The following is a 22,240-nucleotide window of genomic DNA, read 5'->3' on the forward strand; positions in this document are numbered from 1 at the left end:
GGCGAATCAATTATAAGTTGCAAGAGAGTCCTAGGGTTCAGTCGGGATAATTGTGAGGAACGGTATGGATAGGCAAATGCTGCGTGTTGCAATTGGTGTCGCTAGCGAACGCCAAGAAGGCTGGCGGCATCTGCATCAGTCGGAACTTGATGCCACGTCGGAGCAGAATTGGCACTCGCTTTTTCAGCCGGACTCCGTCGACAATATACTGGCGGAGCATGTGTGGGAGCACCTGACGTGGACGCAGGCGCAACAGGCAACAAGCCTGTGCTTCCGCTTCTTGCGGCCGGGTGGACGATTAAGGCTCGCTGTACCGGACGTGTTTCATGCCTCAGCGTATATAGCGGACGTTGTAAGCGCGACGGGGTCCAAGGCCGCGGAGCACAATCACCTCGTAGACTATAACTATCAGTTGATGACCAAGCTCATGTCGGGCTGCGGCCTTCAGGTTGAACTCCAAGATTGGTGGGACGAACGCGGTATCTTCCATTCCAATTATAGTGGCAAGGACGAGCATGGCTATATCATCCGCTCATACGCGAATTGGCCTCTCCACCCGTCGATCTACCGGGATCCAGCAATTTACGAGAAGATCGTTGAATCAGTTCCTGATTCGATACGGGACGACTTCGTTTCTCGCCAAATCACCCATACGTCTTTGATCGTCGATGGGATAAAGCCGAAATGAGCGAGACGGACGTTGGGCGAGGATATGCGGTGGGAGGATTGGTCTCGACCAATGACCTTAGATGCATCAACTGCGATGGCGATGTGCACCCCCACTCAATACTTGCGACAACGGCGGAGCCGGTGTGCAGTTGCACGCAATGTGGTTTTGTATTCCCATCTGCTCTTGGCATTCCGTATTTTGGGCAATATGAACGGGAAGATATTCTGAGCCTTATTGAGATCGCCGCGAACCTCATAAATCGCGGCCGTTTTGATGTTACGCCGGCCATCGTAGAGGAGTGGGAGCGGCTTCTAGCGGCTTATGATGGAGCCAGCGACAAAGCGGCTTTCATTGAATCGATGTCTAATGCGATGAAGCCCCATTTTCTGAACCGCTACGGTGAGTGGCAGGAAATCGCCCATCTGACCTCACGTGTCGGTCTAAAAGGCAAGAAGGTCTTGGATGTGGGGGCGGGATTGGGCTTCGATAGCCACAGGCTTTTCCTGCGGGGCGCGGACGTCACGGCATTGGAGTTCTCACCTCTGCTGGCGGAATGGGGCCAGCAGAACTTTCCGCACATCCGTTGGGTTGGCGGCTTTTCGCATTGCCTGCCTTTCAAGACTGCGAGTTTTGACGCTGTGTTCTGTAACGCTGCGCTTCACCACATGCGCGACATCCCGGCCGCGATAAGCGAGGCCCTGCGCGTGCTCAGACCCGGTGGCGTGTTGATCACCACCTGTGATTCGTTCAGGCCAAGTGCCGCAGGCGACGAGTTGGAGCTCCAGACATTTGATCGTGACGTAGCCGTTCTGCTTGGAGTGAACGAAGGCATTCCCCGTTTTTCGGACTTTGCGTCGACATTTGTCAAGCACCGTGACTTGGTCGATGTGGAGATTTTCACGCACACACTCTACGATGCGCCTGAGGGCGGCACTCTGACTGAACTTAGATCCTGGGACCTTGACACCGACGGTCCCATGTTGGCCCAGCGCAGTGGATCCATCGCCATGAAGGTCCGGCTCAAGGAGCGTTGGCCTGAACCAGCACGGCTGCAGACGGCTGGCGTGCTCCAAGCGGATGAATATGTCTCGTGGATGACGTCGGCGTCCAATGCGGTAAGCAAGCTCGCGCCGATGCTACCGGCCAAATATGTCGACCTGCCGTTCCCTGGGGAGACTGGAACAAAATTCGAGTTACTGAATGGGTGGCGCCTGCCTCGCAAGTTTCATCAAGCGCGAACTGCCTATCAGCGAGGTCGATGGTTCCTGCACCGGCTCCAAGGCAGCGACGCGGTAGCCTTCGACGTGTCGCTACCTCTCGACGGTAGCTCAGGCGCGAAGCGGATTAGCGTGTTCCTAGACGGTATTGAGGTGCAAGAGATTTCATTAGCTGCAGGGAATTGGGTCCCTGTCGCTGTCGATATCGCGGCAATTTCGCCCGGCGATACATTTTGCCTTGAGCTACGGCAGTTTGGCGGAGGCGAGGCGCTCGATGAAGCGGCCTTCGTTGTTCGGAATCGTCGCTTTCTCGCAACTTCGCTGAAGTCGACCGTTGCCGCGCCAGATACGGAGGACAAACCCAGGGTCTATGCTGTTATTCCGGTTTTCAACCGGCTGCAGTTTACGCGTGATTGTATCCAATGCCTGAAAGCTCAAACCTATGAGCCGCTTGTTATTGTGGTTTCTGATGGGGGATCGACCGACGGCACGCCGGATGCCATACGAGCCGAATTTCCTGATGTTGTCGTGCTGACGTCGAACACCGAGCTTTGGTGGAGCGGGTCTACGGCCATGGGGATAGACTTCGCATTGAAGGACAGCGGAAATCGAGACAACTTGGTGTTGTTGATGAACAACGACACCCAGATTCCCGCCGACTACGTCGAAAAGCTTGCCGACGCATCGCGGCTCTACGATGCCGCAGTGGGTGCCTTGATAGTCGACAGCCGTGATGTGCGGAAGACGCTTGACGCCGGCGAGTATATCGATTGGGCGACCTATTCCTTTCCAATCAAGCATTCAGTCGAACCAGGCGAACGTTTTTGCGATGATGTCGATGTCCTTCCCGGACGCGGAAGTCTGATTCCGCTGCGCATGATCCGTGCGGCCGGAAATGTGGACGCGGTGCTACTACCGCATTATCTGGCCGACTACGAGTTCTTCTATCGTCTCAAGCAATCGGGATTTCGTCTCGGCGTCTGCTACGAGACTCGCATTTTGGCGCATATCGAAGAAACGGGCATAAGGCCGACTACGGGCCGGTCTAGCTTTCGTTCGATCTGGCGGGAGGCTTTTTCCCGCCGTTCGATGAGCAATGTCGTAGATCACTGGCGTTTCGTTGGCCGGCACGCGCCTCCCGACCTTCGTCGGCGCATTCGGCTGCGGCTAATCAAGAGGGTGCTCGTGGATTTCGCGCTCCGTACGCCCGCGCGCCCATTCATGCTGCCCATTTATGTTATTTTGACGCTGCCGTGGCGGATCGCAAATGTGATAGGAGGCCAGCGCAGAACGTTCGCGCGCTTTGCTGCGGCAAGCCGGCGGGACGGCGTCGATGTTCTTTGCAGGCCGGAAGAATTTCCAGGTCTTATTCGATTGCCACTCTATTTTGCAGCGGCACCCGGTCCCTTCAAAGCCGAGAGCGTCGAAAGATGCGGTCTCGCACTGCCCGAGCTTTTGGAGCGGCGCATCGTTCGTCGTCTTGCATGTGAGGAGTGGTATGCTTTTACTACTCTTGGCTTCGATGGCCTCTCTGAGCGATCAAAACTGAGGCGTCTCTTCTTTTATGCATGGAACCCAATTGCGAAGTTCTCGCATACCATCGCCTGGCGCAGGGCTGTTAGAGAGAAGGTAGCTGAATGACACTGCGGGCAGAGCGCCTTAACATCGGCATCGAACTGATTGATGACCCGAACTGGATGGGAGGGATCCTCTATCTCAGAAACCTGGCGGTCACCCTTACCCGATTGACGGGATCGGAGCGTCCCCAAGTTCATCTCCTCGGGGCTGCCCAGGCGATAGAGCGTCTCCTTGGCGAGAGCGACAATCGCCGATTGTTTGAAAAACGGCGATCAGGGCTTGCCGGTCGCTTGATGCGTCGGCTTAGGTTGAAACGTGACGAGGAATCCCGGATTGATGTCATCTATCCCGGCTTTGGCGCCAAAGCGGAAGGTGCGACGATTGTATCCTGGATACCGGATTTCCAGCACAGGCACCTTCCTCACCTGTTCTCGGCGGAAGAGCTTGCTGCCAGGGACCGCTCCATTGAGGCCATCGCAACAAAGCCCGGGATCGTTGTCGTCAGTAGCGACGTAGCCGCCGAAGATTTCAGTAGGTTTTTTCCAGGTCACCGCGCCACAGTAAAGGTCTGGCATTTCCGCTCGCTCATCGACACGACGCAGCCCGCGTCCAGGGCGACTATTGATAAGCACGGGTTACCATCTAAATATCTCTACCTTCCTAACCAGTTCTGGACACACAAGAATCATATCACGGCGTTGAAGGCGCTCGCGCGCCTTCGTGACGAGCATGGTATGACGATCCCGCTTGTTTGTACGGGCGCTCAGTCAGATCGGCGCAATGAGTCGCATTTTGCCAGTTTGACCAAGTTCATTGCAGATGCGGGTCTTGCCAATCAGGTGTATTTGCTCGGCCTGATAGACCGGAAGGAGCAGGTTGATATCTTCCGCCATGCTGCGGCTATTGTCCAGCCTTCGCTTTTTGAGGGGTGGAGCACGGTGGTGGAAGACGCGCGCGCGATCGGCCGTCCGATCTTCTTGTCGGACATTCCGGTTCATCGAGAGCAGAACCCGGGAGCTGGGACCACATATTTCACTCCGCTCTCGGACGGGGAGCTGGCGCGGCAATTGGCGGAAGCCTGGCCATCACTGACCGCGGGCCCCGACCCCGAGGCGGAGTCGCGTGCGCAAAGCGAGATGAACCAACTCATTGTGAGTGCAGGGTGGACTTTCGTTGGAATTATGCACAAAGCAATAGAGCTGCGGCGGGTTTCTTGATTGCGTATCTATCGGATCCGAAATATTGGAGACCGTCTGCTTGCCGGTCAGCCCGTCGATGTGACATTACACTAGTGAAACTCCAGACAGTTCGCTTGATTTGCAGGGAACGGAAGCTGAGAGAAGGAACGTGCTTAACAAGGGGGCGGAGCCAGTTCTAGTTTTGGAGTTCCATGAGGATCAACAGTGGCTTGGAGGGGCAATTTATATTGATAACCTTCTCGCCGCCCTGTCGTCACTTCCTGATGACGAGCGCCCGGAAGTGCACCTGAAGCTTCTCTCATCCCCGCGGACTTCCTTGGCAAGGAAGCTTTTTGGCCATAGTGTCGTAGCCGGAAGTCTGCCCCCGTCTGGCTTCTCCGATATTGCAGCGCGAACGCGCCGGTTTCATCGGGCAGCCGTCAGGAGATGGCCTCTGTTTGCGAAGCTGACACCTGCCGCTCGGAGACATGTCTACTTCCCGGCGTTTGATGCATGGCAGCGTTGGCGCAACAATCTATACTGGATTCCCGACTTCCAGCTCTTTCATTTCCCCGAACTGTTCGATAGGGGCGAGATTGCGGCTCGCAGGGGAGCGATCGATCAGATTGCAGCTTCTCGGGGACTTCTGGTCTTGTCGAGCGAGGCGGCGCTTGCCGATTTTCGCAAGCTGTACCCGGCTGCGGCTGTGGAGCCGCGTGTCTGGTCATTCAGCAGCAGTCTTCACACCGATCCCGGGGGTAACTGCGATGCGACGCTGACGCGGTATCAGTTGCCGCAAAGGTTTCTTTACGTCGCCAATCATTTCTGGAGACACAAGGACCATCTGACGGTATTCAAGGCGCTAAAGTTGCTGAAGGAGCGTGGGACGGAGGTGTTTGTCGTCTGCACCGGGCTGCAGTTCGATAGGCGCGATCCGGAATACTTCAACGAGCTGATGCAAATGCTCGCTTCATGGGGGCTGCTGGCGCAGATACGCTTACTTGGTGTCGTGCCTCGCGGGGATCAGGCCGAGCTCTTCCGCGCGGCAGTGTCCGTCGTTCAGCCCTCGCTTTTTGAGGGGTGGAGCACCGTGATTGAAGATGCTAAGGCTTTGGGACGCCCGATCGTTGCGTCCGACATACCGGTACATGTTGAGCAGCTTGATGGGCTGGCGAACTGCATTCTATTCGAGAAGTCGAACGCGGAAGACCTTGCTCAAAAGCTGGCTTTTGCATGGACAACTATGGCGCCGGGACCGGCAGTCGAACAAGAGCGGGCGGCGATCGCGCGAAGAGACGCTGTCCGAATCCAGTCGGCACGCGACTTTGTTCGGATTGTGAAGGAGGCCGCCTCCTTTGAACTAACGAACTGACAAGGAAGAGGAGCAGCGAATATGTGCGGCATCAGCGGACTAATCTCCCTTGCCCCCGTTACGGCGCCGCAGGAGCAGGCGGTGCGCAGGATGAGCCAGTTGTTGGAGCATCGTGGCCCCGACTCGGAAGGCGTTTTCAGGGACGAGAACGTCATGCTTGCCATGCGTCGGCTCTCGATTGTCGATCTGGCCGGCGGCAAGCAGCCTTTGTTCAATGAAGACCGGACCATAGCTATTGTCTGCAATGGTGAAATCTACAACCACAAGGAGTTGCGTGAGGATCTTCAGATGCGGGGCCATCGCTTTGCATCGTTGAGCGATGTCGAAACCATTATCCACGCCTATGAAGAATACGGCGTCGACTGCCTCTCGACACTCCGTGGCATGTTCGCTTTTGCACTTTGGGATGGTAGAAAGAAGACCCTTCTGCTCGCGCGTGATCGCTTGGGGGAAAAGCCGCTGTACCTTCGTCGAGAGGAGAGCAAACAGCTTTGGTTCTCAAGCGAGATACGCAGCCTTGCAGTTTCGATGGATGAGCCGCTCAAACTGACACCCCAGGCATTCAACCTTTTCCTGACGTTCCAATATATTCCCGAACCCGTAACGCCTCTTCAAGGTATCGAACAACTACCGGCGGGCCATTACCTGCTGCTGAAACACGATGAGCTCGATGCCCAGCCCCGCCCATATTGGGACCTTTCCAAGGTGCACGAGGATCCGCGTGATCCGGTGGCGGTGACTGAAGAGATCCTGGACAATGCCTGCCGGCTCATGGGCACGGCTGACGTTCCGGTGGCGGTTGCCTTGTCGGGCGGCATCGATTCCAGCCTTGTGGCGGCTTTGACTGCCCGGCATTTCCCTGGACAGCTTCACGCGTTTACGGTCGGCTATAAGGGGCGCCCTGATACCGATGAGAGGAATTTTGCAAAGACCTTGGCCGAGGAATTGGGCATAGGCTTCACCGAAGTCGAACTCGACACGGCGGATGTGATAGAGAGCTTTCCGATGCTCGTTGCGGCGATGGACACGCCGATCGCCGACATTGCGGCTTTCGGATACTACAGCATAGCCAAGGCATCCAGAGAGGCGGGCTACCCGGTCTTGATGTCCGGGTTGGGGGGCGATGAATTCTTTTGGGGTTACGAGTGGGTCCGGGATGCGATGTCACGCAATGAGGCAATCATTGCGAGCAGGACACCCCCAGCGCCCTGGTGGCATCGCTTCGTGCGGAAATCGCAGGCACCAAAGCCTGATTTCTTTGGTGTTCATGCCGATCTTCGCAATGGCAACAGTCAATCGCGCAGGCTTATGCCGGCATCCGTCGGGGAGAAGCTTCCGCAGGACTATTGGCTTCAGGAGGCGAGCCTGGATTTGTCACAGCCGCTGCATCTAGCGATTACCAACCTACTGAACCGTACCTGGCTTCGCTCGAACTGCTTGGCTCTGATTGACCGCATGACGATGGCACATTCGGTAGAAGGGCGATTGCCGCTTCTTGATGTCGAATTGGTCGACCGTGTCATGGGCATGCGCAATGACGGCCTTGAAGACTGGAACAAGCCTCACAAATGGCTTTTGGTCGAGGCTTTGCGGGATGCGCTTCCAGCCGATGTATTGTCCCGAAAGAAGCAAGGGTTCACGCCGCCCGTCCGGGACTGGATGAATGGTATTGTCAGCCGTTTCTCAGCGTTGATCGAAGATGGTGCTTTGGTCAGGCAAGGACTCATCGACCTGGACAAGGTGCGGGCTGGTCTCGGCGGCTTTGATTTATTTTTCCGCTACAAGCTCGTCTTGCTTGAATGCTGGTCAAGGTTGCATCTAGAAGGGCAACTGCCGCAGGAGCTTCAAGGAGTTCCTCGGAATGCCTCCAGGTCGAGTTATCAAGCCGTCAACTGATTGGTGCAGCTCGCCTGGTTGCGCGTGCGATTGCCGAAGAAAAGGACTACTGAGTGCAGGAGAAAAGAAGGATCGCCTTGGTGACTGGAGCCTATGGCTCAATCGGTCGCCACGTTTCCCTCATGTTGGCAACTCGTGGTTGGGAAGTGCACGGGATAGGTCACGGTTCATGGGGAGATCGCGACGCAGCGCAATGGGGTGTGACGTCGTGGCAGGCCACCGAGATATCGCCGGAAACGTTGCGTTCCTTCGGTCCGCGTCCGTCTCTGGTTATACACTGCGCTGGAAGCGGTTCTGTCGCTCATTCGGTTTCAGCACCGCAGCTTGATTTCCAAAGGACGGTGGGCGCAACCGTATCGGTGCTGGAATTCATGCGCACGTCATGTCCCGAAGCCTCTTTGGTCTATCCCTCCAGCGCTGCTGTGTATGGGATTGCGGGCCAGTTGCCTATATCGGAAGATTTGCCTCTGAACCCCGTTTCCCCCTACGGTGTCCATAAGAAAGTCGCCGAGGGCATGGTTCGTGATTACGCACGGCTTTTCAACCTAAGGGCAGCTATCGTCCGGCTCTTCTCGATATACGGAGAAGGCTTCCGCAAGCAGCTTCTTTGGGACGCATGCCGGCGGATTGTCGAGAATGAGAGCGAGTTTTTTGGTACAGGGCACGAAACGCGGGACTGGTTGCACGTTGCAGATGCGGCGGAACTGATGATCGCAGCGGGCGATCGAGCAACTCAGTTCTGCCCCGTGGTGAATGGTGGCGCCGGCGTCGCGGTGTCCGTGGGCGATGTGGTTGATGAGCTTTTTGCACTGATGGGGCGCGGGGATCGCCCTCAATTCTGTGGAACAATACGGCCGGGCGATCCACGGGACTATCAGGCTGATATTCGGCGGGCGCTGCAATGGGGGTGGAAACCGCAGATCAATTGGCGCGATGGCCTTTCACGTTACGTCTCATGGTTCAAATATGAGCACGGTTTAAAATGAAGGCGCAGCTTTCTGCCCTAGGCATTGGCGTAACCTTGAGGCAGCTTGCAAAAATTCGCCTTGGACGGCTATATCAATATCCGCCGCGTCCCCTCTCTGTAACGCGTCTTGCGAGAGCGGACGAAGAGGTGGATTTACCGCAGATATCTGTGGTCACGCCCTCGTTCAATCAGGCTCCTTTCGTCGTGACGACTCTCTCGAGTGTGGTCGGTCAGAACTATCCACGGCTGCAATATGTCGTCCAGGACGCGCAGTCGGGAGATGGCACCGGGGAGATCCTCGAACGCTATCGGCAGTCGGGCGTGGATATCCGTATCGAGGCCGACAATGGACAGACCGACGCTCTAAACCGAGGCTTTGCCCGGTCGAGCGGAGAGATCATGGCGTATCTGAACTCGGATGATTTCTGGCTGCCGGGAACACTTGGGCTTGTCGGACGATATTTTCGCGACCATCCGTCTGCAGACGTGATCTATGGCAATCGGCTCATTGTGGATGAACACGACCGTGAAGTCGGTCGCTGGGTACTACCCGACCACGACGAGGACGTATTGCGCTTGGTGGATTATGTGCCACAGGAGACTATGTTCTGGCGCCGAGCCATATGGGAACGGGCCGGGGGGCGATTTGATACAAGGTTCCGATTTGCGATGGATTGGGATCTGATACTCAGGTTCATGGAGGCGGGAGCTGAATTCCACCATGTCCCGGAGCTATTTGCAGTTTTCAGAGTGCATGGAATGCAGAAGTCGCAGGCTGATTTCCTTGCCCGCGGCGCACAGGAAATGGCCGAAGTGAGGGCGCGCAGCGGCGTTGAGGCAGTCTCTCTCCAGAGGCGGGTCAGGCTTCACTACGCCTATCTTGCGCGTCATAGAAGGGCAGACGCATCCTTCGAGGCTTCATTAAGAGAGAGCAAGGAAAAATGAAGAAAGCGCTTATCACTGGTGTTACGGGGCAGGATGGATCATATCTCGCTGAATTTCTGCTTCGCAAGGGTTATGAAGTACACGGTATCAAGAGACGTGCTTCGCTCTTCAACACCGATCGCATCGACCATCTCTACCAGGATCCGCATGAGGCGCAGCGCAGGTTCGTCCTGCATTATGGCGACATGACTGATTCATCGAGCTTGATCCGCATTATCCAGCAGGTTCAACCGGACGAGATTTACAATCTCGCCGCCCAATCGCATGTTGCCGTCTCGTTCGAAGAGCCGGAATATACTGCGAACTCCGACGCGCTCGGCGCTCTGCGTGTCCTTGAAGCGATCCGCATTCTCGGCCTTGAGAAAAAGACCCGCTTCTATCAGGCTTCAACCTCGGAACTCTACGGTCTTGTCCAGGAGATCCCGCAGAAGGAAACGACGCCCTTTTACCCGCGTTCACCCTATGCGGTCGCCAAACTTTATGCCTATTGGATCACGATCAACTATCGCGAAGCTTACGGCATTTATGCTTGCAACGGCATCCTCTTTAATCACGAGAGCCCGGTTCGCGGCGAGACATTTGTGACGCGCAAGATCACGCGTGCACTTGCCCGTATCAAGCTTGGCCTGCAGGATTGCCTCTATCTCGGCAATCTCGACGCCAAGCGTGATTGGGGCCACGCAAGGGACTATGTCGAGATGCAGTGGCTTATGCTGCAGCAGGAACAGCCTGAAGACTTCGTCATCGCCACCGGCGTACAATACAGCGTGCGCGAATTCGTGGATGCCGCCTCCCGCGAGATCGGCCTTTCGATCTCCTGGAAGGGAGAGGGCGTCGACGAAAAGGGCTATGATACTAGCGGTAAGTGCATTGTTGCAGTCGATCCGCGCTATTTCCGGCCGACCGAGGTGGAGACCCTCCTCGGAGATGCGACCAAGGCGAAGGAAAAGCTCGGCTGGGCACCCAAGATCACTTTCAAGGAACTGGTCGCCGAGATGATGCGTGAAGACCTGAAGTCGGCCGAGCGCGACGAACTCGTCAAGCGCCACGGCTTTTCCGCATACGACTACCACGAGTGATCCGATGAACAGAGACGTGAAGATCTATGTTGCTGGCCATCGGGGCATGGTGGGCTCGGCCATTGTCCGGAGGCTGAAGGCCGGCGGCTACACGAACATCGTCGTTAAAAGCCACGAGGAACTGGATCTCGCCAATCAGGCGGCCGTTGCCGAATTTATGAAGGCGGAGAGGCCGGATTATATCTTCATGGCAGCGGCAAAGGTTGGCGGCATCCATGCCAACAATATCTACCGCGCCGAGTTCCTCTACCAGAATCTGATGATCGAAGCGAATGTTGTTCATGCCGCTTGGCAAGCTGGTGCACAGCGCATGCTTTTCCTCGGCTCGAGCTGCATCTATCCTCGTGACTGCCCGCAGCCCATTCGCGAGGAATACTTGATGACTGGCCCCTTGGAGCAGACGAACGAGCCCTATGCGATCGCCAAAATTGCGGGTGTCAAGCTGTGCGAGAGCTACAATCGGCAATATGGAACCCGCTATGTCTCGGCGATGCCAACTAACCTGTACGGGCCGAACGACAACTACGATTTGAACACGAGCCACGTGCTGCCGGCTCTGATCAGAAAGGTCTATGAGGCCAAAGTCCGAGGTGATCGGCAACTGGTGGTCTGGGGGTCTGGTCGGCCAATGCGCGAGTTCCTTTATGTTGACGACATGGCTGACGCCTGCGTTTTTTTGATGGAGAGGGACGTCAGCGAGGGGCTCTTCAATATTGGAACGGGCGAAGACATTACGATCCGCGAACTTGCCGAGACTGTCATGAGGATCATCGGCTTCGAAGCTGAGATTGTCTACGACCAGACGAAGCCGGACGGAACGCCGCGCAAGCTGATGAGTGTTGACCGTTTGTCGGCGCTCGGGTGGAAGGCGAAGACATCGCTTAGCGATGGTATTGCGCGGGCCTATGCCGATTTCGAGTCCCGGTTCGGAAGAGGATGATGGAGCCGCTTGTCACAATTGCGGTTCCGTCGTTCAATCAGGGGCGGTATCTTGACAAGGCTCTTGAGTCGATCTTCGCGCAGGATGTCCCAGTTGAAGTCTTCGTGCTGGACGGCGGCTCGTCCGACAATTCCTTCGAGGTTATCCGGAAATGGGAACCGAAGCTTGCCGGGTGGCGCAGCCACAGCGATGAGGGCCAGGCGGCCGCCATCAATGAAGGCATCGCGCGAGGCAGGGCTCCCTTTGTCTGCTGGCTGAACAGCGACGATTGGCTTCTGCCCGGCGGTTTGAAATGCCTTCTCGAGGCTTTGGCAAACCATCCGGAAGCTCCGGCGGCATATGGGCGCGTGTGGAACGTGGTGGAAAATTCGGGGAAACGCAGAGCTGTCTGGGTCGAGCCCTTCAGTGACCGACGCCTCGCCTTGCGCTGCATCATTTCACAGCCCGCCACCCTGATAAGACGTTCCGCCTGGGAGGCTGTGGCCGGTGTCGATGCCAGTCTTCATATGGTGATGGACTACGACCTGTGGTGGCGGCTTTACCGGCTGTCCGGCCCGCTCGCCTTCGTTGATCGGTTCGCGGCGGTGAATCGCGAACATGAGTTGACCAAGACCCGCACGTTACGCAGACGGCACTACCGCGAAGCCATTGAGACCGTCCGAAAGCATTACGGATCTGTGCCATTGAAGTGGTGGCTCGCCCAGCCTTATGCGGTCTGGTACAAGTCCCTAAGAGGATAAGGATACTATCGATATTGGTCGTGCAAAGCAGGAAGCTGGAGATTGGTCACGCATTAAAGCGTGTCGCGCGAGAAGAGATTCACGCAGTAAGGCTTTAGGCTGTTGTTTTCGTGCATATATTGTTGCGAACCGTTGCACACTTTTTGCGCGACATGGAAGTACCTGAAGCCAAGTGGCTGAAGATGCTGGAGGACGAGAATACCAGGCTGAAACGGTTCCGGGTGGACGCGATGCTCGACAATGATGCTTTGAACGACCTTTTGGGAAAGAAGTGGTGACGCAGTCCGGCGGAAAGCTGTCGTCCGTCTAATGTGCCACCATGGGGGGAGCGAACGGCGGGCGTGCAAAGCCATCGACCTTTGCCGAATGACTGTCCGTTATCAGACTAGACGCGACGAGGATCATGGTCTTCGCGAGCGCATGAAAGTGTTCGCCCATGAACGCCACCGCTTTGGCGCATCGGTCGTATGAGGTTGCGATGCGTCTCCAGTCCTTTGATCCTGCCGCACCTAGGTATCCCGACGGTGATGTCAGCCTTGCTGAGGAGACCTAGAAGGTTGGAAGTCTAGCGCAAGCACTGGAGATAGTCTTATGACAAGGCAGCTTGTTGAGGTGATCGCGTCGGTGGATAAACTTGCGGGCAAGGTCACCGAAAGATCGGGACGATGGACGTTTTACACACACTCGACATCAAGAACAGAAAAAGCCCGCTGCTTGAACTGACCCCATAAAGTTGGACCGTTGATCGGCTAGGATAATAAGGACTGAGTTCTGTATTGCACAGGGCTCAGTCCTTTTAGTTTCAGTTTGATGCGCTGATGATTGTAATAGTTGATGTATTAGTTGATGCCGTCCTTTAGGCTCTGGATGCTGTCGAACCGGTTGGGATGGAAGAACTCCGATTTGAGGACGGCAAAGAAGCTTTCCATGGCGGCATTATCGAGACAGTTGCCCTTGCGTGGCATGCTCTGGGTGATGTTGCGGCTTTGAAGCATGCGGCTCCAGGCTGGCATATGGTATTGCCATCCCTGATCGGAATGCAGGATGGGTCTCTCGGTGTCGCCGAGGCGATCCAATGCCTTGGCCAGCATGTCCTGGACCAGTTTGAAGACGGGGCGTCTTGCTGTTTCGAAGGCGATGATCTCGCCGTTGTAGAGGTCCATGACTGGTGAGAGGTAGAGTTTTTCGCCAGCGACGCTGAACTCGGTGACATCCGTCACCCATTTCTGGTTCATGCATTCGGCATTGAACTGGCGCTGGATCAGATCGGGAGGCGCTTGGGCTCAAAGCTGCATTTATCTCGGCCAACACGCCGGCATTGCCAGGCCATGTCTTTGCCGATGTCTACGATCCAGAAGAGGATACGGCATATATGCTGGATTCCAATTTTGACGTTCGGATTTCGAGACTTCAAACTGGAGGGCGTGGTTTCTTCGAGTCCCTTCTTGCAAGCGATGCTGAGGAGCAAAAGAATTTCTCTCGAGGCGCCAGGGTAAAAGCGCTGCCCGTTTACTTCCGGTACGTCGATCCTGGCGAAAAGGGTCTCTATGACACACCATTAACGCCCGGTTTCATCAACGCGATCCGCAGCAAACGCGAAGCTACCTGGCGCCGCTGGACCTCCGAAGATTTGGATGATCTTGTCGAATGGTGGAAACGCACCCCAAATCATAGGCCTCGCACACTAGCGGAGATTCGAGGATACCTCGACCGAATTCCGACCGAATTTAACTCATCTGGAGACTATGCAGAACGCCTGCGGCGAGTTGCGGGCGTCGAGCTTACCGAGCCAGATAGGATCGCCCAAGCCGCCGCTAAATAAGCATTGCGAGGCCCGCTTCGGCGGGCCTTTTCCTTCCCGGGAAAACCACTGAAACTCATCCAGAAGTTACCGGGTGCTTCGGCGCACTTCGCCGCTGCGGCTCATGGACCTAGCGGCCGCCGTCGACATCGTCCTTACACCTTCGACTTGATCCTATTGCTGTTCGGCCGAATCATGGCGGTTGGCGGACGATGACTCAGGATTTGGAGAAGAAGACGAGCGATGCTCCCTCTTATATCCCATTATCAGAGAGCTCCAACGCTTCAGAATTATCCGCAGTCCCAGGTCGCAGCGTTGCGCAACACGAAATTTCCAAACGATCGCTGCTACAATGAAAACAATTGGCTGGGGAACCTGGATTCGAACCAAGATTGACGGAGTCAGAGTCCGCTGTTCTACCATTGAACTATTCCCCAGCAGAGCGGCTCGTATGCGGGCTCGCTGGTGTGCGGCGCTTATAAACAAAAGATTGCGAATTGCAAATACCCGCGACTGAAAAAATTGCGGAAAGAAAACGGACTTTTCCATCGATGTGCGGCCTGCAGGCTGCGGCCAAAAAGAATTTGGCGAAAACCGCTCCGGCTGATATTCTCGCGCCAACGAAAATCAAGCGAGCGCCAGCTGCATCCCGTTTGGGTTTTGCGCGGTGCGATGGAAAAGACAAGTGGAAGACCCCGAAAGCGGCGAAAAGCCGTCATTTGGCGGGGCGTCGGCGGCGGAGCGCAGGGACAGGAAGAAGTCCCGGCGTCGGAAAGGCAAGCGTGGCGGATCGCTCCGTGGCGCGGCCGGTTCTGCCCGCGAAAGCCAGACCGGCGAGCCCGGCGAGGCTGCGCTCCCAGCAGAGAACGAGCCCGGATCCCAGGGCCGCAAGCGTAAGCGTCGTCGTCATAACGGCGCTTCGCACGAGGAATCATTGCATGCGGGCCAGGCTCCGGCCGCGCGTCCGCCTCGCGAACATGATGCCGGCGCGGCAAGCGCCTTTCCCAACAGCCGAAAGAATCGACGCAAGCACCGCGGCAAGCGTGGCCTGCAGGGTCGTCCGCTTGCGCAGGCGAAGTCGCCGAATGTAACCACTCCGTCGCCTACGATTTCGAGCAGGGCGCAGCAAAGTCAGGCGGTCAGGGAGCGCAGTGCGAACTCCTCCGCCGGGCGCGGCAATGGGGCCGCGGCGTCAGCCGGCGAGAGAGAGCAGAATAATGATTTCTATGCCGCGCTCGACCTCGGTACGAACAATTGCCGCCTGCTGATCGCGCAGCCGACGCGCCCGGGCCAGTTTCGCGTGGTCGATGCCTTTTCGCGTATCGTCCGCCTGGGCGAGGGGCTTGGCGTCAGTGGCCGGCTCTCCGCTGATGCGATGGATCGAGCTGTCGATGCTCTGCGCGTCTGTGCGGCCAAGCTCAAAAGTCGCGAGATCCGCCGCATGCGGCTGATTGCGACGGAGGCCTGCCGCGCGGCGGAGAACGGCGAGGAATTCCTGTCCCGTGTCGTCACTGAGACCGGCCTCGAGCTCGAGATCATCGATCGGGAGACGGAGGCGCGTCTTGCCGTTTCGGGATGCTCGTCGCTGGTCGGCCGCGAAACGCGATCGGTCGTCCTTTTCGATATCGGCGGCGGCTCTTCGGAAATCGCCGTTATCCGCATCGGTGAAAACCGCTCCAGTCGTCTGGCCAATCATATCACTCACTGGACATCGCTTCCCGTCGGCGTCGTTACCCTCTCCGAGCGCTATGGCGGCCACCATGTTACGCCGGCGGTGTTCGCTGCCATGGTGGCTGAAGTTGAAAAGATGCTCGATAGTTTCGACTGCCCGCCGGTCCATAAGGAGGGTAGCGCCGGCCAGTCTGGCGATTTCCATCTGATCGGCACTTCGGGCACGGTCACGACCCTTGCCGGAGTGCATCTCGACCTGCCGCGTTATGACCGGCGCAAGGTCGATGGCATCTGGCTTTCGGATGACGAGGTCTCCGCCATGCAGGCGAAGCTGCTTTCGTGGAATTTTGCCGACCGGGCGGCCAATCCCTGCATCGGGCCGGATCGCGCCGATCTCGTGCTTGCCGGTTGCGCCATCCTGGAGGCTATCCGCCGCCGCTGGCCGAGCCCGCGCATGCGCGTTGCCGACCGAGGTCTGAGAGAGGGCCTTCTTACCGACATGATGGCTGCCGACGGCGTCTGGCGGCGTGGCCAGCGCCGCAGCAAGCCGGGCAAGGAAAGGGACCAATGACCAAGCCACCGATCGGCGGAAACCGCACCGGCCGCAAGCTTGGTCAGCGGGTAAAGAAGACCAAACTCAAGGCCTCGTCAAAGCGCTGGTTGGAGCGCCATATCAACGATCCCTATGTGCAGCGGGCGCAACTCGAGGGTTATCGCGCGCGCGCCGCCTTCAAGCTGCTGGAGATAGACGAGAAGCATCACATTCTGAAGGGTGCCCGCCGCATCATCGATCTCGGTGCGGCCCCCGGGAGCTGGTCGCAGATCGCCGCGAAAGTGACCGATTCGACGGATGACAACGTTCGCGTTGCCGCCATCGATTTCCTGGAGATGGCGCCTTTGCCGGGCGTAAAAGTTCTTCAGCTTGACTTTCTCGATCCTGAGGCGCCACAAAAGCTGATGGAGGCGGTCGGCGGCACGCCGGACCTCGTCCTTTCGGACATGGCGGCGCCGACCACCGGCCACCAGCGGACCGATCATCTGCGCACCATGCATCTCTGCGAGGTCGCGGCGCATTTCGCGGTCGACGTGCTGGCCGAAGGCGGCCATTTCCTCGCTAAGACTTTTCAGGGCGGGACGGAGCGCGATCTGCTCACCATGCTGAAGCAGAATTTCCGTCAGGTCATCCATGTGAAGCCCGCCTCGTCACGAGCAGAATCGGTGGAGATGTTCCTGCTGGCAAAGGGCTTCAAGGGCCGCAATCGGGACGTTGATTCAGTGGACGCTTGATCCCGGTGCCGATTTTGCACGATGATGGCTCTAAATAAAAAGCGAGAGCGGGATGTTGCCCGAAAACCGCGCACACTTTTTGGCATCCCGATCTTGCGTCCGCGGTCATTGAAATCAGTAGGAGCAGGCCATGCTTCTCTACGTCACTCTCGGAACCAACGATATCGATCGGGCACAAAGCTTCTATGACGCGGTGCTGCCTGTTCTCGGTTACAGGCGCCAGCGTTCCTCGCAGGAGGAAATTGGCTATTCGGCGGAGAGTGACAGCCGCTGCCGCCTCTGGATCGTGACACCGTTCAACCGGCGCAGGGCCACAGGCGGCAACGGATCAATGGTCGCGCTGGTCGCCGAAAGCCGCGCGGACGTCGATCGGTTTCATGCCGCAGCGCTTGCGGCTGGCGGCAACGACGAAGGTAAGCCGGGCCTTCGTTCCTATCATGCGCATTTTTATGCAGCCTATATTCGGGACCCCGACGGCAACAAGCTTTCGGCTGTCTGCGAACGGTCGGAGTGATCTTCCGATAGAGCCGGACGTTTATTTGGTCGCGTGCTGCTTCGCCTTGACGGTGGCGGGTTCAGCGGTTGCGGGCGCTTTTGCCGCATATCTTGCCCTATGGCCCGAGACGTTGGCGCCGGCATTGGCCTCCATCCGGATGAAGGGAATGGTCGCAACGAGAGTAAGCCCGGCAATGATATAGAAGGCGAGGTGGAAATCGAAGATCTGAAGCTTCTCACCATGGAAGAACATGGAGGTTTCCAGGATCGCCGCCGCGAGCGCCACGCCGAGCGCAAGACTGATCTGCTGCATGACCGAGCTTATCGACGTCGCCTGGCTAGCCTGAGCGTCGTCGATATCGGCAAAGGCGAGCGCATTCACGCCCGTAAACATGAACGAGCGCGAGAACCCGCCGATCAGCAATACCGTTATGATCACGAGGTGGGATGATTGGGGCGTGAACAGACCGGTTATCACCGTGACGATGGTTGTCACGACCGCGGCCGAAAGAAGCGTCGTCCGGAAGCCCAGTGCAGCGAAGACCCGCCGCGCCATGAACTTGGTCGTGATTGCGCCGACCGCGCCCGCAAAGGTGATCAGGCCGGACTGGAACGGCGTCAGTCCGAAGCCGAGCTGCAGCATCAGCGGCGTCAGGAAAGGCATGGCGCCGACGCAGATTCGGAACAGGTTGCCGCCCGTTGTCGAAGCGCGGAACGTCGGATTGCGGAAAAGGGTGAGATTGAGAATCGGTGCCGGATGCCGCCGCGCATGGCCGACATAAAGAATGCCGCAAAGAACGCCAATCGCAGTCGCGACGATGCCGATGATGGGGGGAAGGGCGGGAAGGCTGACGACCGAAAGACCGAAAACGACGCCTGCGGCGGAAAAGGACGTCAGCAGGAATCCCGTGAAGTCGAGCGGCGGCGGCGATATTGCCTCCACCTCCGGCAGGAAGATCGTCGCCAGCCATATGCCGATGACGCCGACCGGCACGTTGATGAGAAAGATCCAGTGCCAGCTGAAATAGGTGGTGATGAAACCGCCGAGCGGCGGGCCGGCAAGTGGACCGACAAGGGCGGGGATCGTCAGAAGCGCCATGGCGGAGACCAGCTCGCTGCGCTGCGTCGTTCTCAAAAGCACCAGGCGCCCGACGGGTGTCATCATGGCACCGCCCATGCCCTGGAGGAAGCGGGCGAACACGAACTCGATGAGATTGGACGAGAAGGCACAGAAGATCGAACCGACGATGAAGACGGAGATCGCAAGCCGGAAAACGCGCTTGGCGCCATATCGATCCGCCATCCAGCCGCTGACCGGGATGAAGACCGCCAGCGCCACCATGTAAGACGTCAGTGCAAGCTTCAGCGTGATAGGTCCGACATTCAGGTCCGTGGCGATCGCCGGCAGCGCAGTCGAGATCACGGTGGAGTCCATCTGTTCCATGAAAAGGGCAACAGCAAGGATCAAGGGAACAATGCGGTTCATACGCGCGCGCCTTGGGTGGTGCTAGGGGAAGGGGCCATTTGTGCGGACATTTGCTCTGTAGTCCTCTGTTCAGCCTGTGCCAATCCCCGATTCTCCTCTGTGACTTTCGCCCGGTCACGTCTTCGTGAATGCGGCGTCCTCAACAGTGTACTGCACCAGATTTGACATATGCTAAACGCATGGAAATGCTGAATGCATGAAAGCAAATATGCTGTTCGGGAATGAATTTAAAGGGAGGGAGTAGTGATCAATTCACTTATCATCAACCGGCGTAGTTTGTTCATTGCAGCCGGTGCGAGCCTGTTGTCGGCCCCGATGATCATGACGCGCGCCGAAGCCGCTACCACAGGAGCGAATGAAAACATGAGTGCTGCCCCGCTGCCGCAGATCAATCAGTTCAAAGTCGGTTCCTTCAAGTTCACCGTCGTCAAGGACGGCGCGAGCGTTCTGGAGAAACCCTATGAGACCTTCGGTACGAACCAGACGCCGGAAACCGTGCAGGAACTGCTTGCCCGGAATTTCCTGCCGACCGACAAGCTCGTGAACACCTATTGCCCCGTGGTCGTCGATACCGGCTCGGATGTCGTCCTTTTCGACACAGGCTTCGGCGCGCCGATGCGTGCCAAAGGCGCCGGCATGCTGCTGGATGGCCTCAAGGCGGCGGGCTACACGCCGGACCGGATTACGGTGGTGGCATTGACGCATATGCATGGGGACCATATTGGCGGCCTCATGGAAAACGGTGCTCCGGCTTTCCCGAATGCGCGCTATGCGGCAGGCCGGGTGGAATATGACTTCTGGACGAACACCGCCCGCGTGGGAACACCGGCGGAAGGCGGCCATAAGCTGGTCCTCTCCAATGTCGTTCCGTTCGCCGACAAGATGACCTTCCTCGAGGAAGGAGATGAGGTCGTTTCGGGTATGACGGTGATCCTGGCTCCCGGCCACACGCCGGGACATCTGGTCTATCGGCTCGAGTCCGACGGCAAGACGTTCTTCATCACCGGCGATACCGCCAACCACTATATCCTGTCGCTCGAGCGCCCCGACTGGGAAGTGCGTTTTGACATGGACAAGGCCCAGGCGGCGGCCTCGCGCCGCAAGATCTTCGACATGATCACCGCCGAAAAGAACGCCTTCCTTGGCTATCACATGCCCTTTCCGGCAGTGGGTTTCGTGGAGAAGGCGGATGGCGGCTACCGCTTCGTGCCGAAGACCTATCAGTTCGATCTCTGAGCAGGACGCATGGCAGATATATCGAACCCGGCGCGATCGCCGGGTTTTTTTCTATTCCCTTCCTGTCATAGACGTGTTACGAGCCCTCGCCAACTTCCAAGCAACCCTTGCAAGATCGCCGGACTGACGATTCGTTCCGGAGTGTTCCTGCTTTTCCAAGACGAGGAAATTGGCCATGGCACGCATTATTGAAACGGCAACCGGGGCTGACGCCCTTACCTTCGACGATGTGCTCCTGCAGCCGGGACACTCCGAGGTCATGCCCGGCCAGACGAATATCGCCACTCGCATCGCCCAGGACATAGACCTTAACCTGCCGATTCTCTCGGCGGCGATGGACACGGTGACGGAAAGCCGTCTTGCCATCGCGATGGCCCAGGCCGGCGGCATCGGCGTCATTCACCGCAATCTGACGCCGGTCCAGCAGGCCGAGGAAGTCCGCCAAGTCAAAAAGTTCGAAAGCGGCATGGTGGTCAATCCGGTGACGATCGGCCCCAACGCGACACTCGCGGAAGCGCTGAGCCTGATGAAGGCGCATGGCATTTCCGGCATTCCGGTGGTCGAGAACGGCGGCGCAGGCGGACATACATCCGGCAAGCTCGTCGGTATCCTGACCAATCGCGACGTGCGCTTCGCCTCCAATCCCGATCAGAAGATCCACGAGCTGATGACGCGCGATAATCTCGTGACCGTCAAGGAGAGCGTCGACCAACAGGAAGCCAAGCGCCTCCTCCACAAGCACCGCATCGAGAAGCTGCTGGTCATCGATGGCGATGGTCGCTGCGTTGGCCTCATCACCGTCAAGGACATCGAAAAGTCGCAGCTCAACCCCAACGCTTCGAAGGATGCGCAGGGCCGGCTTCGCGTTGCTGCCGCAATCAGCGTCGGCGACGATGGCTATGAGCGCGCCGAACGTCTGATCGCAGCCGGCGTCGACCTGCTGGTGGTCGATACGGCGCACGGCCATTCGCAGCGCGTGCTCGAGGCTGTAACTCGTGTCAAGAAGCTCTCCAATTCCGTTCGCGTCATGGCCGGCAATGTCGCGACTTATGACGGCACGAAGGCGCTGATCGATGCTGGCGCCGATGCGGTCAAGGTCGGCATTGGTCCTGGTTCGATCTGCACGACGCGCATTGTGGCGGGCGTCGGTGTGCCGCAGCTTGCTGCCCTTATGTCGGCTGTGGATGCGGCGCGCGACGCCAATATCCCTGTCATTGCCGACGGCGGAATCAAGTTCTCGGGCGATCTTGCCAAGGCGATCGCCGCCGGTGCCTCCGCCTGCATGATCGGATCGCTGCTTGCCGGCACTGACGAGAGCCCGGGCGAGGTCTATCTCTATCAGGGCCGCTCCTTCAAGGCCTATCGCGGCATGGGTTCCGTCGGTGCGATGGCCCGTGGATCGGCCGACCGTTATTTCCAGGCGGAAGTGCGCGACACGCTGAAGCTGGTGCCGGAAGGCATCGAAGGCCAGGTGCCTTACAAGGGATCTGTCTCCGGCGTCCTGCATCAGCTTGCGGGCGGCCTCAAGGCGGCCATGGGTTATGTTGGCGGCAAGGATCTCAAGGAATTCCAGGAGCGTGCCACCTTCGTGCGCATCTCCGGCGCGGGCCTGCGCGAAAGCCACGCCCATGACGTGACGATTACCCGTGAAAGCCCGAACTATCCCGGCGCCGGTGCCTGAT

17 protein-coding genes, 1 tRNA gene and 2 pseudogenes are annotated in these 22,240 nt (G+C 57.8%); 17 read left to right on the top strand and 3 right to left on the bottom strand.

All coding sequences use genetic code 11. The features are described from left to right. Window positions 1–76 precede the first annotated feature (76 nt). The 11 genes and pseudogenes from AAE029_RS18025 to AAE029_RS18075 all read left to right on the top strand — a co-directional run. On the top strand, window positions 77–688 hold the full coding sequence (locus AAE029_RS18025; RefSeq protein WP_371074249.1) for a hypothetical protein: 612 nt from the start codon (window positions 77–79) through the stop codon (window positions 686–688). Next, entirely contained in the window at window positions 685–3,528 is a 2,844-nt protein-coding gene (locus AAE029_RS18030) for a methyltransferase domain-containing protein (RefSeq protein WP_371074250.1), read from the top strand. The genes AAE029_RS18025 and AAE029_RS18030 overlap by 4 nt, the downstream gene beginning before the upstream one ends. Further along, window positions 3,525–4,682 (top strand): glycosyltransferase, encoded by a 1,158-nt coding sequence (locus AAE029_RS18035; RefSeq protein WP_371074251.1) that lies wholly within the window; start codon window positions 3,525–3,527, stop codon window positions 4,680–4,682. Before AAE029_RS18030 ends, AAE029_RS18035 begins: the two co-directional genes overlap by 4 nt. A 130-nt stretch (window positions 4,683–4,812) precedes the next feature. Continuing rightward, window positions 4,813–6,015 (top strand): glycosyltransferase, encoded by a 1,203-nt coding sequence (locus tag AAE029_RS18040; protein WP_371074252.1) that lies wholly within the window; start codon window positions 4,813–4,815, stop codon window positions 6,013–6,015. A gap of 21 nt (window positions 6,016–6,036) precedes the next feature. After that, on the top strand, window positions 6,037–7,911 hold the full coding sequence (asnB, locus tag AAE029_RS18045; protein WP_371074253.1) for an asparagine synthase (glutamine-hydrolyzing): 1,875 nt from the start codon (window positions 6,037–6,039) through the stop codon (window positions 7,909–7,911). 53 nt (window positions 7,912–7,964) lie between these two features. After that, window positions 7,965–8,897 (top strand): NAD-dependent epimerase/dehydratase family protein, encoded by a 933-nt coding sequence (locus AAE029_RS18050; protein ID WP_371074254.1) that lies wholly within the window; start codon window positions 7,965–7,967, stop codon window positions 8,895–8,897. Next, a complete protein-coding gene (locus AAE029_RS18055) occupies window positions 8,894–9,823 on the top strand; it encodes a glycosyltransferase family 2 protein (protein ID WP_371074255.1) in 930 nt (309 codons plus the stop codon). The genes AAE029_RS18050 and AAE029_RS18055 overlap by 4 nt, the downstream gene beginning before the upstream one ends. Continuing rightward, window positions 9,820–10,902 carry a GDP-mannose 4,6-dehydratase gene (gene gmd, locus AAE029_RS18060; RefSeq protein ID WP_371074256.1) on the top strand — a complete coding sequence of 361 codons (1,083 nt, stop codon included), beginning with the start codon at window positions 9,820–9,822 and terminating at the stop codon, window positions 10,900–10,902. The genes AAE029_RS18055 and gmd overlap by 4 nt, the downstream gene beginning before the upstream one ends. A 4-nt stretch (window positions 10,903–10,906) precedes the next feature. Next, window positions 10,907–11,842 carry a GDP-L-fucose synthase family protein gene (locus tag AAE029_RS18065; RefSeq protein WP_371074257.1) on the top strand — a complete coding sequence of 312 codons (936 nt, stop codon included), beginning with the start codon at window positions 10,907–10,909 and terminating at the stop codon, window positions 11,840–11,842. Then, on the top strand, window positions 11,839–12,582 hold the full coding sequence (locus tag AAE029_RS18070) for a glycosyltransferase family 2 protein (RefSeq protein WP_371074258.1): 744 nt from the start codon (window positions 11,839–11,841) through the stop codon (window positions 12,580–12,582). Before AAE029_RS18065 ends, AAE029_RS18070 begins: the two co-directional genes overlap by 4 nt. Before the next feature lie 152 nt (window positions 12,583–12,734). Continuing rightward, window positions 12,735–13,038 (top strand): annotated as a pseudogene (locus tag AAE029_RS18075) (IS3 family transposase); the annotation flags it as partial. Window positions 13,039–13,331: 293 nt separating this feature from the next. Here the strand turns inward: AAE029_RS18075 and AAE029_RS18080 are convergent. Continuing rightward, a pseudogene (locus AAE029_RS18080) lies at window positions 13,332–13,853 on the bottom strand (IS3 family transposase); the annotation flags it as partial. Between the two features lie 101 nt (window positions 13,854–13,954). Here AAE029_RS18080 and AAE029_RS18085 point away from each other — a divergent pair. Then, entirely contained in the window at window positions 13,955–14,404 is a 450-nt protein-coding gene (locus tag AAE029_RS18085; RefSeq protein ID WP_371074259.1) for a hypothetical protein, read from the top strand. Window positions 14,405–14,746: 342 nt separating this feature from the next. Here AAE029_RS18085 and AAE029_RS18090 read toward each other — a convergent pair. Beyond that, a tRNA-Gln gene (locus AAE029_RS18090) sits at window positions 14,747–14,820 on the bottom strand. A gap of 248 nt (window positions 14,821–15,068) precedes the next feature. Here AAE029_RS18090 and AAE029_RS18095 point away from each other — a divergent pair. From AAE029_RS18095 to AAE029_RS18105, 3 genes are all read left to right on the top strand, one after another. Next, window positions 15,069–16,625, top strand: coding sequence for a Ppx/GppA phosphatase family protein (locus AAE029_RS18095; RefSeq protein WP_371074260.1), 1,557 nt, complete (start codon window positions 15,069–15,071; stop codon window positions 16,623–16,625). Beyond that, window positions 16,622–17,341, top strand: a complete 720-nt coding sequence (locus AAE029_RS18100; RefSeq protein ID WP_371074261.1) for an RlmE family RNA methyltransferase — start codon at window positions 16,622–16,624, stop codon at window positions 17,339–17,341. Before AAE029_RS18095 ends, AAE029_RS18100 begins: the two co-directional genes overlap by 4 nt. A 130-nt stretch (window positions 17,342–17,471) precedes the next feature. Continuing rightward, window positions 17,472–17,855, top strand: a complete 384-nt coding sequence (locus AAE029_RS18105) for a VOC family protein (RefSeq protein ID WP_371074262.1) — start codon at window positions 17,472–17,474, stop codon at window positions 17,853–17,855. Window positions 17,856–17,876: 21 nt separating this feature from the next. Here the strand turns inward: AAE029_RS18105 and AAE029_RS18110 are convergent, their stop codons facing one another. Then, on the bottom strand, window positions 17,877–19,322 hold the full coding sequence (locus AAE029_RS18110; RefSeq protein WP_371074263.1) for a DHA2 family efflux MFS transporter permease subunit: 1,446 nt from the start codon (window positions 19,320–19,322) through the stop codon (window positions 17,877–17,879). A gap of 315 nt (window positions 19,323–19,637) precedes the next feature. On the opposite strand from AAE029_RS18110, the gene AAE029_RS18115 reads away from it, so the two are divergent. Beyond that, window positions 19,638–20,558: an MBL fold metallo-hydrolase gene (locus AAE029_RS18115; protein ID WP_371074455.1), complete on the top strand. Its 921-nt coding sequence runs from the start codon at window positions 19,638–19,640 to the stop codon at window positions 20,556–20,558. Between the two features lie 175 nt (window positions 20,559–20,733). Then, window positions 20,734–22,239, top strand: a complete 1,506-nt coding sequence (gene guaB / locus AAE029_RS18120; protein WP_371074264.1) for an IMP dehydrogenase — start codon at window positions 20,734–20,736, stop codon at window positions 22,237–22,239. The last annotated feature ends 1 nt before the right edge of the window (window position 22,240 follow it).

The organism is Sinorhizobium sp. CB7 (assembly GCF_041357635.1).
Classification (GTDB): Bacteria; Pseudomonadota; Alphaproteobacteria; order Rhizobiales; family Rhizobiaceae; genus Rhizobium.

Bases quoted from the DNA above. Each gene is read 5' to 3' on its own strand.
- AAE029_RS18110 (WP_371074263.1), bottom strand. From the start codon at position 19,322: ATGAACCGCATTGTTCCCTTGATCCTTGCTGTTGCCCTTTTCATGGAA.
- AAE029_RS18115 (WP_371074455.1), top strand. From the start codon at position 19,638: ATGATCATGACGCGCGCCGAAGCCGCTACCACAGGAGCGAATGAAAAC.
- AAE029_RS18035 (WP_371074251.1), top strand. From the start codon at position 3,525: ATGACACTGCGGGCAGAGCGCCTTAACATCGGCATCGAACTGATTGAT.
- AAE029_RS18105 (WP_371074262.1), top strand. From the start codon at position 17,472: ATGCTTCTCTACGTCACTCTCGGAACCAACGATATCGATCGGGCACAA.
- AAE029_RS18100 (WP_371074261.1), top strand. From the start codon at position 16,622: ATGACCAAGCCACCGATCGGCGGAAACCGCACCGGCCGCAAGCTTGGT.
- AAE029_RS18085 (WP_371074259.1), top strand. From the start codon at position 13,955: ATGCTGGATTCCAATTTTGACGTTCGGATTTCGAGACTTCAAACTGGA.
- gmd (WP_371074256.1), top strand. From the start codon at position 9,820: ATGAAGAAAGCGCTTATCACTGGTGTTACGGGGCAGGATGGATCATAT.
- AAE029_RS18030 (WP_371074250.1), top strand. From the start codon at position 685: ATGAGCGAGACGGACGTTGGGCGAGGATATGCGGTGGGAGGATTGGTC.
- AAE029_RS18055 (WP_371074255.1), top strand. From the start codon at position 8,894: ATGAAGGCGCAGCTTTCTGCCCTAGGCATTGGCGTAACCTTGAGGCAG.
- AAE029_RS18070 (WP_371074258.1), top strand. From the start codon at position 11,839: ATGATGGAGCCGCTTGTCACAATTGCGGTTCCGTCGTTCAATCAGGGG.
- AAE029_RS18065 (WP_371074257.1), top strand. From the start codon at position 10,907: ATGAACAGAGACGTGAAGATCTATGTTGCTGGCCATCGGGGCATGGTG.
- AAE029_RS18025 (WP_371074249.1), top strand. From the start codon at position 77: ATGCTGCGTGTTGCAATTGGTGTCGCTAGCGAACGCCAAGAAGGCTGG.
- asnB (WP_371074253.1), top strand. From the start codon at position 6,037: ATGTGCGGCATCAGCGGACTAATCTCCCTTGCCCCCGTTACGGCGCCG.
- guaB (WP_371074264.1), top strand. From the start codon at position 20,734: ATGGCACGCATTATTGAAACGGCAACCGGGGCTGACGCCCTTACCTTC.